The organism is Streptomyces sp. NPDC089919 (genome assembly GCF_040684615.1).
GTDB lineage: Bacteria > Actinomycetota > Actinomycetes > Streptomycetales > Streptomycetaceae > Streptomyces.
The window spans coordinates 1-13,626 of record NZ_JBFBGK010000109.1 but is presented as its reverse complement, the minus strand read 5'-3'; the positions used below and the strand labels follow the sequence as shown (position 1 = coordinate 13,626).

Below are 13,626 nucleotides of genomic sequence, written 5' to 3'. Positions count from 1 at the left end.
TCCTCGCCCGAACCCTGTAGTGAATGCCTCTGTCCGACCGGCGGCGTTCGCTCGCGCGTCCGACGCCTTACGCAGGTCTAAGACTGCCATGCCCGTGCTCCCGGGCCGTCATCGGCACCGGGCCCCGGGGCCGTTCCAGGGCGGTGAGCAGGGCGAGGGCCGGGCCGTGGGCGGTGGTGTCCGCGGGCCGGGCCAGCAGGGCGAGCGCGGCGAACCGCAGCAGATCGCGGTCGGCGGGGGTGCGGGCGTGCCCGGCGGCGCGCAGTCCGTAGGCGGCCGCGGCGACCCGGCGCTCGGGGCGGGGGTCGTGGGACCAGCGGTCCACCGCGCGGCAGAGCGCGGAGGGCTCCTCCTCGGCGAGGGCGGCGAGGAGTTCGTCGGCGGCCGGGTGCGCGCGGGCGACCAGGGCCTCGGCGAGGTCGTCGAGGGCGAGCCGGCGGTGGGTGTGCAGGAGTGCCTGGGCGGCGGTGGCCACGGTCGCGCCGGGGGTGGCGGCGAGCGGCGTGGCGTCGTCGAACCAGGCGCAGAGCAGCGGCTGGACGGTGCCCGGGTCGGCGGCCAGCCGGCGGGCCACGGCGTCCAGGCAGCGGTCGGCGGCGCCGGGCGGGCCGTCCCCGGGGAGCACCGCGCGCAGCAGTTCCAGCCGGTCGGCCTCGGGCAGTGCCAGCCGCTCCCAGAAGCCGCCGCCGAAGACGGCGCCGGGGGCGGGACCCAGAGCGTGACCGGGGGGCGCCGGTTGGGCCGTTCCGGTGAGGGCCGTCGCCGTGCCGGGCGGGACGGCGGCCGCGCTCGCCGGGATCGGGGCCGCCGCGGTGCCGGCTGAGGCGGTGTCCGCCGCCGGGGTGCCGGCCGACGTGGTGACGGCGGCCAGGTCGTGCAGCACGTCCCGGTACGGGCGGGCGTCGGGCAGCCGGGGCAGGACGCCCAGCAGCAGCCGGGTCACCCACCAGTACGCCTCGTCCCGGTCGGCCGCGTCCCCCGCCGGGGGCCGGGCCGCGGGGGACGGCTCGCGCAGCAGGGTCCGGAGCTCCCCGACCAGGCCGGTGAGGGTGCGGTGCAGGGCGGGCCCGCGCTGCTGGAGCAGGGCCTCGACGACCACCCCGAGGCGGTGCCGGGGCACGGCGGTGGCGGCGGGCGGGCCGGTGAGCAGGCGGAGCGCGCCGGGGAGGTCGAGGTGACCGGCCTGGAGCCAGTCGGCGAACTCCTCGTCGGCGAAGCGGTAGCCCTCGCCGGCCGGCACCAGCAGGCCCTCGGTGAGCACGGCCGCGGCCCGGCCGGTGCGCCACGGGAAGAGCTCTTCGAAGGCGGTCCGGCCCAGCTCGCCGCGGGCCAGGCAGCAGCGCGCCGCCTCGTGCACCCGGCCGGCCACCTGCACCGCCGACCGGCGGAGGGCGTGGGCCCCGGGGCGGCGGGCGGCGGCCGGCTGGGGGCCCGGCGCCCCGGGGGCCGGCGGCCGGCGGTCCCGGCGGGCGGGCCCGGGGTGTCCGGCCGGGCCTTCCGCATCGCGGCCGCCCGGGTGCCCGGGCCCGGCTTCCCCGCGGTCCGCGGCCACCGCGTCCGGCGGGCAACAGCCGTACACAGCTGGGCCGTTCGGGTGCCGTGCCGGGGCGGAGAGCGGCTCCTCCGGTGGCCGCGCGGCGGACCGCAGGGGCTCCGGCCCGCTGCCGCCGGACTCCGCTTCCTCGGCCGTGATGCGGGCGGCGATGCGCAGGCAGGCCAGCGCGAGGTGGGCCGCGAAGAGCTCCGGGCGGGTCGGCCGGCCCTCGGTGACCCCGGCCGCCCGCAGCTCCGACAGGAGCCGCAGGCTCAGCGGATGCCCCGCGTCGGCCGGGGCCGGCGCGTCGTCGGGTACGCCGTACCCGGCCCGGGCCGCGGCGGCCTCCGGGCCGGTCAGGTCCCCGACCGGGAGCACCGGGCCCGGCGGCAGGCCGGCCCGGACCCACCCCTCGTGGAACTCCCCCCGGCAGCCGGTGGCCAGCCGGACGCCGGCGCTCGCCAGCCAGGCCAGGGTGCGCTCGGTCCAGGGGCGCAGGCACCGGGCCAGCACGGCCGGCATCTCCTCCGGGGCGTCCAGCACCACCAGCAGCGGGCGGCCGGCGGCCCGGGCGAGCGCGGCCGCCCGGTCGGCGGAGGGTTCCCGGGCGCCTTCGGGCTCGGCGGCCGGGGCGCCGGGCCGGGCGGCCGGTTCGACCAGCCGGGCCGCCGCGCGCAGGGCCCGGGCCACGGCGTCCTCGAGGGAGGTGTCCCCGGCGCTCAGGTCCGCCCCGCGCAGCCAGAGCGTGGGGGCCGGGGCGGGCGCGGTGGTGCGGGTGCGGGCCAGGGCGGCGAGTTCGGTGGTGCGGCCGGTGCCCGGCGGGCCCAGCAGGACGCAGACCGGGTCCGGGCCGTCCGCGAAGGCCGTCAGGGCGGCGCGGAGGGCGGGCCGGTCCACCCGCTCGGGGCAGAGCGGGGCGGAGCCGACGGTGAGGGCGGTCAGTTCGAGGACCCCGGCCAGGTTCGACTCCGCGCCGTAGGCCGGGACGGTGGCGGCGTTGCGGGCCAGCAGCTCGGCCAGCGGGCCGGCGGCAGCGGCGGCCGGCCGCAGCGGCACCGCCCGCAGACCACCGCTCAGTACCGCGAGCACCGCTCCGGTCACCGGGTCGAGCACCGGCCCGCCGCAGGCCTCCCCGCCCTGCTCCAGCGCGTCCCGCCCCTCGGTGCCGACCGCCAGGTCGAGGGCCGGCCCGGCCCGCAGCACCCTGGCCTGCCGCCAGCCGCCGGCGGCCAGCCGGACGTACTCCCCGACGGCGCTGCGCTCGCGGACGGAGACCGGCAGCGGGTCCAGGCCGAGCCCCGTCGTGCGTACGAGCGCCAGCCCGCACTCCGGCAGCGGGGTGACCGCCTCCGCACCGACCGTGCAGTGCCGCTCCCCCGGGCCGTACAGGACGAAGGGACCGGGGCCCGTCACGACGCTGAGGGCGGTCAGGACCGTGCCGCCGTCGTCCGCGAGGAAGCCGCTCCCCCGCGGCCGCCCGGTCGCGTCCCGCACCAGCGCCAGGACCGCGCCGCCCGCACCGCTCCCCCCGGCCTCCCCCGTCGCCGCCATCTGGTCCCGCCTCCCCGCCGCGCCCCTTGCCTGTGACGGTAGGCGGGCGAAGATCGGCGGACCAGGAAGCCGGAGGAAAGCGCCCCCTCGCGCTCCCTCCATCACTCCGAGCGCCTCCTCGGAAGGGTGAATGTGCGGGGTCGATTGGATAGACACCGAGCGGGGGGAGTGAGGGGGACGTGGAGCGGTGAGCGGCACAGGGGGGTGCGCTCACCGCTCCACGGCGGGCGGCGCGGGGCCGGGCGCGACGGGCCCGGCCCCGCGGCGGCATGCGGAAGGGCCCGGCCGGAGGCGGTTCGCACCGCGCCCGGCCGGGCCCTGCCACCGTCCGCCGCAGCGGCGGACGGTCCTGCTCAGACGAAGACGGCCAGCGACTTCGCCTTGCCGCCCTTGCTCTCGACGAGCGCCAGCAGCCGCCCGTCCGGCCCGAAGACCGCGACCGGCGCGCCGGCCGGGTACTCGTCCGGCATCTCCAGGCGCACGCCGTTGCCCAGCAGCCGGGCCCGGCGCTCGTCCAGGTCCCAGCGGCGGAAGGCCGCCGTGGCCGCGTCGGCCACCGGCATGACGGTCAGCTCCTCCTGGAGCTGGTCCAGGGTCCGCGCCCGGTCGAGCTTGTAGGGCCCGACCCGGGTGCGGCGCAGTGCCGTCAGGTGCCCGCCGACCCCGAGGTCGGCACCCAGGTCCCGGGCGAGCGCCCGGATGTAGGTGCCGCTGGAGCAGACGACGGAGACGACCAGGTCCACGACCTTGGTGCCGTCCGCCGCCTCGGCCTCGCGCATGTCGTAGACCTGGAAGGAGGACACCGTCACCGGCCGGGCCGGGATCTCGAACTCCTCGCCCTCCCGGACGCGGGTGTACGAGCGCTTGCCGTCGATCTTGATGGCGCTGACCTTGGACGGCACCTGCATGATGGCGCCGGTCAGCTTGGCGATCCCGGCGTCCACGGCCTCCCGGGTCACCCCGGAGGCGTCGGCGGACGAGGTGATCTCGCCCTCGGCGTCGTCCGTGACGGTGTTCTGGCCGAGCCGGACGGTACCGAGGTACTCCTTCTCGGTCAGCGCGAGGTGGCCCAGGAGCTTGGTGGCCTTCTCGACGCCGAGCACGAGCACGCCCGTGGCCATCGGGTCGAGGGTGCCGGCGTGGCCGACGCGCCGGGTCTTGGCGATCCCGCGCATCTTGGCCACGACGTCGTGCGACGTGAATCCGGACGGCTTGTCGACGATGACCAGGCCGTCCGGAGTGGGGGTGTGCTTGGTCATTCCGCGGCTTCGTCCTCGCCCGGCTTCTTGTACGGGTCGGCTTCGCCGGCGTACGCGGCGCCCGAGGAGGCCTCGCGCACCTGCTCGTCGGAGGCGCGCGCCTTGTCGAGGAGGTCCTCGATGGTCTTGGCGTTCTCCGGCAGGGCGTCCGCGACGAAGGTCAGGGTGGGCGTGAACTTGGTGCCCGCCGCCCGGCCGACCGCGGAGCGCAGGATGCCCTTGGCGCTCTCCAGGCCCGCCGCCGCGCTGGCGCGCTCCTCGTCGTCACCGTAGACCGTGTAGAAGACCGTGGCCTCCCGCAGGTCGCCGGTGACCCTGGTGTCCGTGATGGTCACGTGCGTACCGAGGCGCGGGTCCTTGATGCCGCGCTGCAGCTTCTCGGCGACCACCTCCCGGATGAGGTCCGCCAGCTTCTTCGCCCGCGCGTTGTCGGCCACTGGTCCGTCTCCTTCTTTTCTTGCAAGTCAAGCATTCAGTCTTCATCACCGTGGAGCCGCCGTCGCACCGACAGCAGTTCCACTTCCGGACGTGCCGCGACCAGCCGTTCACAGCGGTCGAGTACGTCCGACAGGTGCCCCGTGTCCCCCGACACCATGGCGACCCCGAGCCGTGCCCGGCGATGGAGGTCCTGGTCGCCGACCTCGGCCGCGCTCACGGAGAACTTCCGCTGGAGCTCGGCGACGATCGGCCGGACGATGGAGCGTTTCTCCTTCAGCGACCGTACGTCGCCGAGGAGCAGGTCGAAGGACAGAGTCCCCACGTACATGCAGATCCGGATGTCCCGCCGGTTCGGGTTCGGTGACCCGCCGGTGCGCCCGGCGGGAACATCCAAACCGTACACGCAACGGCCGGGGCCGATCGACGGAAATTCCGCCGACCGGCCCCGGTCACGCTATGACCAGCCCGGCTCTTTAGCCGCGCGGCTTCTCGCGCATCTCGTACGTCGCGATGACGTCGTCGATCTTGATGTCGTTGAAGTTTCCGAGGTTGATACCGCCCTCGAAGCCTTCGCGGATCTCGGTGACGTCGTCCTTGAAGCGGCGCAGACCCGAGATGGTGAGGTTCTCCGCGATGACCTTGCCGTCGCGGAGGAGGCGCGCCTTGGTGTTGCGCTTGACCTCGCCGGAGCGGATGAGGACACCCGCGATGTTGCCCAGCTTGGACGAGCGGAAGATCTCGCGGACCTCCGCCGTACCGAGCTCGACCTCTTCGTACTCGGGCTTGAGGAGACCCTTCAGGGCCGCCTCGATCTCCTCGATGGCCTGGTAGATCACCGAGTAGTACCGGACGTCGACGCCCTCGCGCTCCGCCATCTGCGCGGCACGGCCGGCCGCACGGACGTTGTAGCCGATGACGATGGCGTCGGAGCCCATGGCCAGGTCGATGTCCGACTCCGTGACCGCACCCACACCGCGGTGCAGGACGCGGATGTCGACCTCTTCGCCGACGTCGAGCTGGAGCAGCGAGGACTCGAGGGCCTCCACCGCACCGGACGCGTCGCCCTTGATGATGAGGTTGAGTTCCTGGACCAGACCGGCCTTGAGCACCGAGTCGAGGTCCTCGAGGGACACCCGGCGGGTGCGGCGGGCGAAGTTGGCGTTGCGCTCGCGCGCAGCACGCTTCTCGGCGATCTGGCGGGCCGTGCGGTCCTCGTCGACGACGAGGAAGTTGTCGCCGGCGCCGGGGACGTTGGTGAGACCCAGGACCAGGACGGGGGTCGAGGGACCCGCCTCGTCGACGTTGTTGCCCTTGTCGTCGAGCATCGCCCGGACGCGGCCGTACGCGTCGCCGACGACCATCGTGTCGCCGATGCGCAGCGTTCCGCGCTGGACCAGGACGGTCGAGACGGCACCGCGGCCGCGGTCGAGGTGGGACTCGATCGCAATACCCTGCGCGTCCTGCTCCGGGTTGGCCCGCAGGTCGAGCGAGGCGTCGGCGGTGAGGATCACGGCCTCCAGCAGGGAGTCGATGTGCAGACCCTGCTTGGCGGAGATGTCGACGAACATCGTGTCGCCGCCGTACTCCTCGGCGACCAGACCGAACTCGGTGAGCTGACCGCGCACCTTGACCGGGTCGGCACCCTCGACGTCGATCTTGTTGACCGCGACGACGATCGGGACGCCGGCGGCCTTGGCGTGGTTGAGCGCCTCGATCGTCTGCGGCATGACGCCGTCGTTGGCCGCGACCACGAGGATCGCGATGTCGGTCGACTTGGCACCACGGGCACGCATGGCGGTGAACGCCTCGTGACCCGGGGTGTCGATGAAGGTGATCTTGCGCTCTTCGTCGTTGACCTGGGTGGAGACCTGGTAGGCACCGATGTGCTGGGTGATGCCACCGGCCTCGCCCGCGACCACGTTGGTCTTGCGGATCGCGTCGAGGAGTCGGGTCTTACCGTGGTCGACGTGACCCATGACGGTCACGACCGGCGGACGCGGCATGAGGAACTCCTCGCCGCCCTCGTCCTCGCCGAACTCGATGTCGAAGCCCTCGAGCAGCTCGCGGTCCTCCTCCTCCGGGCTGACGATCTGAACTTCGTAGTTCATCTCGCCCGCGAGGAGCTGGAGGGTCGCGTCGGAGACGGACTGCGTGGCAGTGACCATCTCGCCGAGGTTCATCATGACCGCGACCAGCGACGCCGGGTTGGCGTTGATCTTCTCCGCGAAGTCGGTGAGGGACGCACCGCGCGACAGGCGAACGGTCTCGCCGTTGCCGCGGGGCAGCATCACGCCGCCCACGGACGGGGCCTGCATGGCCTCGTACTCCTGGCGCCTCTGACGCTTCGACTTGCGACCGCGACGGGCCGGACCGCCGGGACGGCCGAAGGCACCCTGCGTGCCACCACGGGCACCGGGGCCGCCGGGACGACCGCCGAAGCCGGGACGACCGCCGCCGAAGCCGCCGCCGCCACCGGGCGCACCGCCGCCGCCACCGGGACGACCGCCGAAGCCGCCGCCACCGCCACCGGGACGACCGCCGCCGCCGGGACCGGCCGGACGGCCGGCGAAGCCGGGACGAGCGCCGCCGCCACCGGGGCCGGCCGGACGGCCGCCGGGGCCACCGGGACCACGGCCGCCGGGGCCCGGACGCGGGCCGGCAGCGGGACGCTGCGGCATCATGCCCGGGTTCGGACGGTTACCGCCGGGCGCGCCGCCCGGACGCGGGGCGCCGCCCTGCGGACGGGGCATGCCACCGGGGGTCGGACGGGCACCGCCCTGCGGACGCGGGGCGCCGCCGGGGCCGGCCTGCGGACGCGGGCCCGGAGCACCGGCGCCGGGGGCGCCGGGGCGCGGGGCGCCACCCGGACGGGGCGCCTGCGGGCGCGCCATGCCGGTGGAACCGCCGGAGGTGAACGGGTTGTTGCCCGGACGCGGACCCGCGGGACGGGCACCGCCGGGACGCGGCGCCTGCGCGCCACCCGGACGGGGAGCCTGGCCGCCGGGGGCGTTGCCGGCCGGACGCGGGGCGCCGGGACGGGCACCGGACTGGCCGGGGGCGGCCGCCGGACGCTGCGCCGCGGGGCGCGGACCGGGGGTCGCGCCGGCGGGGCGCTGGGCCTGCGGCGCCTGCGGGGCGGCCGGCGGGGCCTGGAACTCCGCGGCGACCGGAGCCGGAGCCGCCGGAGCGGGCTTCGGGGCCGGAGCCTTGGGACCCGGACGCGGGCCGGAGGCGGCCGGAGTCACGGGGGCGCTGACCGAGGGGGCCTCGGCGGCGGCCGGCTTGGGGGCCGGGGCGCCGGGCTTCGGGGCAGCGGGACGGGCCGCGGCGGCGGGAGCCGGCGCGGCGGGCTTGACGGGCGCGGCCTTGCGGGGCGCGCCGGGCTTCGCAGCGGACTTGCCGGCGTTACCGCCGGGACCCTGCAACGCGTCGGTCAGCTTGCGTACAACGGGCGCCTCGATCGTCGAGGACGCCGAACGGACGAATTCACCGAGTTCTTGGAGCTTGGCCATGACGACCTTGCTCTCAACCCCGAACTCCTTGGCGAGTTCGTATACCCGGACCTTAGCCACTTCGCTCCTTTTAGGTCCGGGTTACCGCCGGACCGTCGCTACTTCATGGGCGTACTCATCGCGTACTCATCGAGTGCTCATCGCAATCTCGACCTACTTCCAACTCGCGAGGTACCTGACCGCACGGAGTCTCCGTGCCGTACTTCTTCTTACGGTGTCGCCTCGACGACCTTGCGCAGTTCCGCCGTGTCGAGCGCACTCCGGGACCGAAGGGCCCGGGGGAACGCCCGGCGGCGGACCGCCAGGTCGAGGCAGACCACGGCGGGGTGCACGTAGGCACCCCGGCCGGGCAGCGTACCGCGAGGATCGGGGACGCACTCGTCCTCGATCGCCACGATCCGCAGCAGATCGCTCTTGGCCGCTCGCTCCCGGCACCCCACGCAGGTGCGCTCAGGGCATACGCGGGCATGCGTCCGGCCAGACACGCTTAAGTCTACCTCCCCGCACCGACCTCACCCCTTCGGGCGAAAAATCGAACGGATGTTGTCGTGAACCTTCCCCGGCGGGAGCCGGGTGGGGCCCCGGTCCGCAGCACGGGGAGGCCCCTCTTGTCTACCGCCCGGGAAGCCCCGGCCGGTAGCGGTTTTATTCCCCGTCCCGGTCCGAGGGCTGCTCGGTGTCGGGACGGATGTCGATGCGCCAGCCGGTCAGCCGGGCGGCGAGGCGGGCGTTCTGGCCCTCCTTGCCGATGGCCAGCGACAGCTGGTAGTCCGGCACGGTCACGCGCGCCGAGCGCGAGGCCATGTCGACGATCTCCACCTTGCTCACCCGTGCGGGGGACAGGGCGTTCGCCACCATCTCGGCCGGGTCGTCCGACCAGTCGACGATGTCGATCTTCTCGCCGTGCAGCTCCGCCATCACGTTGCGCACCCGGCCGCCCATCGGGCCGATGCAGGCGCCCTTCGGGTTCAGACCCGAACGGGTGGACCGGACCGCGATCTTGGTGCGGTGGCCGGCCTCGCGGGCGATCGCCGAGATCTCGACGCTGCCGTCGGCGATCTCGGGGACCTCCAGCGCGAACAGCTTCTTGACCAGGTTGGGGTGGGTGCGCGAGAGCGTCACGGACGGGCCGCGGACGCCCTTGGCGACCCGGACGACGTACGTGCGCAGGCGCAGGCCGTGCGTGTACTCCTCGCCCGGGACCTGCTCCTGCACCGGCAGGATGGCCTCGAGCTTGCCGATGTCGACCAGGACGTTCTTGGGGTCCTTGCCCTGCTGGACGACACCGGTGATGACGTCGCCCTCGCGGCCGGCGAACTCACCGAAGGTGAGGTCGTCCTCGGCGTCGCGCAGGCGCTGCAGGATCACCTGCTTGGCGGTGGTCGCGGCGATGCGGCCGAAGCCCGACGGCGTGTCGTCGAACTCCTGGGCCTCCTGGCCCTCTTCGAGGTCCTGGGGGTCCTCCTTCGCCCACACGGTCACGTGGCCGTTCTGGCGGTCCAGGACGACGCGGGCCCGGCGGCGGCTTCCCTCGGTGCGGTGGTACGCGATGAGGAGGGCCGACTCGATCGCCTCGACCAGCAGATCGAAGGAGATCTCCTTCTCCCTGACCAGACCCCGCAGGGCACTCATGTCGATGTCCACGGCTACGCCTCCTCTTCCTTCTTGTCCTTGCGGTTGAACTCGATCTCGACACGCGCCTTGACGACCTCGGCGAAGGCGACCCGGCGGGCGGTGGCCTTGCGGCCCTTCACGCCCGGCACCTCGAGGTCCAGGCCCTCGTCGTCCACCTCGAGGATCCGGGCGACCAGCTCGCCCTCGGTGAGCTGGAACTTCACCAGGCGGCCGGTGGCGCGCACGTAGTGACGGTGCTCGGTGAGGGGACGGTCCGCGCCCGGGGAGCTGACTTCGAGGTTGTACTCGTCCTCGCCCATGACGTCGCTCGCATCGAGCTGATCGGAGATCTCACGGCTCAGCTCGGCACACAGGTCGAGGTCCAGGCCCTCGTCGGAGTCGACGATGATCCGCAGCATCCGGCGCTTGCCCGCCCGGGACAGCTCGATCTCTTCGAGGTCCAGGCCCTTGGCGGCGACGAGCGGCTCCAGCAGTCCGCGCAGCCTGTCGCTCTGGGTGGTGCTCATCCGGGTGACTCCTCGGCCGCGTGTGCTGTTGTGGTTTCCGTCGCGTGTCAGACCAAAGGGTATCCGGTCCCGGAGGGTGTTGCCGTCCGCCCCGTTCGCCGGTGCCGCGGGTACCGTGATCACCGTCCCGCCCGCCCCCTGCCACCTCGGAGGACGCCATCGTGACGGTCCCCCTGCCCCCGCGGCCCTCGCGAAGAACCCTGCTCGGCGCCGGCGCGGGCGGCTCGGCCGCCGTGCTGCTCGCCGGCTGCTCCGACGACGGGTCCGCCGGCCGGCGGTCGGCGCCGGTATCACCCGAACGGCTCATCAGGGAATCGGCCGTCCGGGAGACCCGCACCCTGCTGGAACGTTACGACGCCACGCTCGCCGCCCATCCCGCGCTCGGCCCCCGGCTGGTGCCGCTGCGGGCGGCCGTCGCCGAGCACGCCACCGCCCTCTCCCCCGCGGCCCCGGCGGCCTCCGCCGCCCCCTCCCCGGCCCCGTCCGGCCCGGCGGCACCGGCCGCCCCGCCGGTCACCGTCCCGGCCGCACCGGCGGCCGCGCTGACCGCCCTGGCCGAGGCGGAGCGCCGCATAGGAGCCGCCCGGAGCGCCGCCCTGGACGCCGCACCCGGCGAACTGGCCCGGCTGCTGGCCTCGGTGGCGGCCTGCGCGGCGGTCCACGCGTACCTCCTGACCAGCGGATCGGAGCAGTCGTGAGCGAGAAGCCGGAGACCGGGCCGGGCGTCCTCGACGCGGCCCAGGCGGCGCTGGCCGCCGAGCACGCGGCGGTCTACGGGTACGGCGTGGTCGGTGCGCGGGCCGCCGGGGACCGGCAGGCCCAGGCCCGGGAGGCCTACGCGGCCCACCACGCCCGGCGCGACGCGCTGGCCCGCACCGTACGGGCGCTCGGCGGGGCGCCCCGGCCGGCGGAGGCGGCGTACGCCCTGCCCGCGCCGGTGCGCACCCCCGCGGACGCGGAGCGGCTGGCGGCCCTGATGGAGGACCGGATCGCCGGCGCGTACTCCGATCTGGTGCGGGTCGCCTCCGGTCCGCTGCGGCGCGAGGCGGCGGCCGAGCTGACCCGGGCGGCCGTCCGGGCGGCACGCTGGCGGGGCGGCGGCGTAGCCTTCCCTGGGCTCGTCGAACGATCACAACGAGCCGGGAACAGCTGAAAGGGACCTTGCACGTATGGCTTTCGAACCGCCCGAGCGGCTTGTCCGGGCGCTCGGCGAGAGGTCCGAAGACTCGGTGCCGGGGTGGCTGGACCGCCTCCCCGTCTTCGCCCAGGAGGCCCTGGAACGGCGGGGGTTGACCGCCCAGCGGGTCCAGGCCCCGGGCGGCCGCAGCAGCCTGGTCGTCCTCGTCCGCTACGCCGACGGCACCCCCGCCACGCTCAAGATCGCGCCGCCTTGCTCGGAGCCCGGCGAGGAGCTGGCGGCGCTGGCCCACTGGGGCGGTTTCGGCGCGGTCCGGGTGCTCGACACCCGGCACGACGACGACGCCCTGCTCCTGGAGCGGCTGCAGCCCGAGGTGTCGCTGCGCTCGCTGCCCGAGGCGAAGGCGCTGCTGGAGGCCTCGGGGACGATCCGCCGGCTGTGGGTGGCCCCGCCGGCCGGCCATGGCTTCGAGACGGTGGCGCAGCGCACGGCCCGCCAGGCGGAGCCCATGGCGAAGGCGCCGGAGGAGGCCCGGGAGTTGGTCCGGGCGGCCCTGGCGGCGCGCGCGGAGCTGGTGGCCCTGCCGCCGGAGGAACTGCTGCTGCACGGCGCCTTCCGACAGGGCAAGGTGCTGGCCGGGGAGCGGGCGCCGTGGCTGGCCGTGGGGCCCGAGCCGCTGGTCGGCGAGCGGGCGTACGACCTGGCCCGGCTGGTCAGGGACCGGCTGGAGGACCAGATGGCCGCGACCACGGGGGCCGCTGGGGCGCGCCGCCGGGTCAACAAACTGGCCGACGCGCTGGACGTGGACCGGGAGCGGCTGCGCGGCTGGACGCTCTTCCGGGCGGTGGAGTCCGGCACCCGCGCGCTGGCCGCCGGCCGGCGCCGGGATGCGGAGTTCCTGTTGGAGTTCGCCTCCTGGTTGTAGGGCATAACGTAAGGAGACAGGACATCTCCGGCAGGGGGCCGTCATGGTCGAGGAACTGCTGGCAGCGGGTGCGGCGGCGGGCGCGGGCATCGCGGTGTACGTCGCCTCGGCGGCACGGGTCGTGAAGCAGTACGAGCGGGGCCTGGTGTTCCGCTTCGGGCGGCTGCGGACGGGGGTGCGGGCGCCGGGCTTCACCATGGTCGTCCCGGGGGTGGACCGCCTCCGGAAGGTCAACATGCAGATCGTGACGCTGCCGGTGCCGGCCCAGGAGGGCATCACCCGCGACAACGTCACGGTCCGGGTGGACGCGGTCGTGTACTTCAAGGTCGTGGACCCGGCGAGCGCCATCGTCGAGGTGGAGGACTACCGTTTCGCGGTCTCGCAGATGGCGCAGACCTCGCTGCGGTCGATCATCGGCAAGTCCGACCTGGACGACCTGCTCTCCGACCGGGAGAAGCTCAACCAGGGTCTGGAGCTGATGATCGACAGCCCGGCGGTGGGGTGGGGCGTGCAGATCGACCGGGTGGAGATCAAGGACGTCTCGCTGCCGGAGACCATGAAGCGGTCGATGGCCCGGCAGGCGGAGGCGGACCGGGAGCGGCGGGCGCGGGTGATCAACGCGGACGCGGAGCTGCAGGCCTCGCGGAAGCTGGCGGAGGCGGCGGGGGTGATGGCGCGGGAGCCGGCGGCGCTGCAGTTGCGGCTGCTGCAGACCGTGGTCGCGGTGGCGGCGGAGAAGAACTCCACCCTCGTCCTGCCCTTCCCGGTGGAACTCCTCCGCTTCCTCGAACGCGCCACCGCCCCGGCCCCCTCCGGCCCCGGGGCCCCCGCCGGGGCGCAGCCCCCTGGCCCCGTCCCGACCCCGGAACCCGGCCCGGACCCCGGCCCGTCCCGGGCGTCCGTCCCCGGGCCCGACGCGGGCCCGGACGGCGTTGCGGAGCCCCCTCAGGCCGCGGCCTGAGGGGGCTGCCCTGCGGGGCTTGCCCCCGACCCGCCCTTCCGCCGTTCCCCGGGGCTCCGCCCCGGACCCCGCGCCTCAATCGCCGGCGAGGCTGGAAATCCAGCCCCGCCGGCGATTGAGGCGACCGCCGCGCAGCGGTGGTGCGGGGGATCCGGGGGCAGCGCCCC

Annotated in this window: 12 protein-coding genes; 4 read left to right on the top strand and 8 right to left on the bottom strand. The window is 75.0% G+C overall.

Annotation, left to right across the window (positions count from 1 at the left end):
* Positions 1-67 precede the first annotated feature (67 nt).
* The 8 genes from AB0O40_RS31350 to rimP form a co-directional block, all read right to left on the bottom strand.
* The gene (locus AB0O40_RS31350; protein WP_365048704.1) at positions 68-3,085 is read right to left on the bottom strand and encodes a serine protease; all 3,018 of its coding nucleotides are present in this window, start codon (positions 3,083-3,085) and stop codon (positions 68-70) included.
* Between the two features lie 353 nt (positions 3,086-3,438).
* A complete protein-coding gene (gene truB, locus AB0O40_RS31345; RefSeq protein ID WP_365048702.1) occupies positions 3,439-4,344 on the bottom strand; it encodes a tRNA pseudouridine(55) synthase TruB in 906 nt (301 codons plus the stop codon).
* Positions 4,341-4,781: a 30S ribosome-binding factor RbfA gene (gene rbfA, locus AB0O40_RS31340; RefSeq protein ID WP_365048700.1), complete on the bottom strand. Its 441-nt coding sequence runs from the start codon at positions 4,779-4,781 to the stop codon at positions 4,341-4,343. Before rbfA ends, truB begins: the two co-directional genes overlap by 4 nt.
* 35 nt (positions 4,782-4,816) lie before the next feature.
* Positions 4,817-5,110 carry a DUF503 domain-containing protein gene (locus tag AB0O40_RS31335; protein ID WP_365048699.1) on the bottom strand — a complete coding sequence of 98 codons (294 nt, stop codon included), beginning with the start codon at positions 5,108-5,110 and terminating at the stop codon, positions 4,817-4,819.
* Positions 5,111-5,255: 145 nt separating this feature from the next.
* Positions 5,256-8,354, bottom strand: coding sequence for a translation initiation factor IF-2 (gene infB / locus AB0O40_RS31330; protein WP_365048698.1), 3,099 nt, complete (start codon positions 8,352-8,354; stop codon positions 5,256-5,258).
* A gap of 149 nt (positions 8,355-8,503) precedes the next feature.
* On the bottom strand, positions 8,504-8,779 hold the full coding sequence (locus tag AB0O40_RS31325) for a YlxR family protein (protein WP_365048696.1): 276 nt from the start codon (positions 8,777-8,779) through the stop codon (positions 8,504-8,506).
* 160 nt (positions 8,780-8,939) lie between these two features.
* On the bottom strand, positions 8,940-9,938 hold the full coding sequence (gene nusA / locus AB0O40_RS31320) for a transcription termination factor NusA (RefSeq protein ID WP_365048694.1): 999 nt from the start codon (positions 9,936-9,938) through the stop codon (positions 8,940-8,942).
* A gap of 2 nt (positions 9,939-9,940) precedes the next feature.
* Positions 9,941-10,435 carry a ribosome maturation factor RimP gene (gene rimP / locus AB0O40_RS31315; protein ID WP_365048693.1) on the bottom strand — a complete coding sequence of 165 codons (495 nt, stop codon included), beginning with the start codon at positions 10,433-10,435 and terminating at the stop codon, positions 9,941-9,943.
* Between the two features lie 161 nt (positions 10,436-10,596).
* Between rimP and AB0O40_RS31310 the strand changes: the two genes are divergently transcribed.
* From AB0O40_RS31310 to AB0O40_RS31295, 4 genes are read left to right on the top strand one after another with little or no spacing between them, the layout of a single operon-like run.
* On the top strand, positions 10,597-11,133 hold the full coding sequence (locus tag AB0O40_RS31310) for a hypothetical protein (RefSeq protein ID WP_365048691.1): 537 nt from the start codon (positions 10,597-10,599) through the stop codon (positions 11,131-11,133).
* Positions 11,130-11,588: a ferritin-like domain-containing protein gene (locus AB0O40_RS31305; protein WP_365048689.1), complete on the top strand. Its 459-nt coding sequence runs from the start codon at positions 11,130-11,132 to the stop codon at positions 11,586-11,588. The genes AB0O40_RS31310 and AB0O40_RS31305 overlap by 4 nt, the downstream gene beginning before the upstream one ends.
* 16 nt (positions 11,589-11,604) lie before the next feature.
* Positions 11,605-12,498: an aminoglycoside phosphotransferase family protein gene (locus AB0O40_RS31300; protein WP_365048687.1), complete on the top strand. Its 894-nt coding sequence runs from the start codon at positions 11,605-11,607 to the stop codon at positions 12,496-12,498.
* A 43-nt stretch (positions 12,499-12,541) separates the two neighbouring features.
* Positions 12,542-13,459: a slipin family protein gene (locus AB0O40_RS31295; RefSeq protein WP_365048685.1), complete on the top strand. Its 918-nt coding sequence runs from the start codon at positions 12,542-12,544 to the stop codon at positions 13,457-13,459.
* Positions 13,460-13,626: the final 167 nt, after the last annotated feature.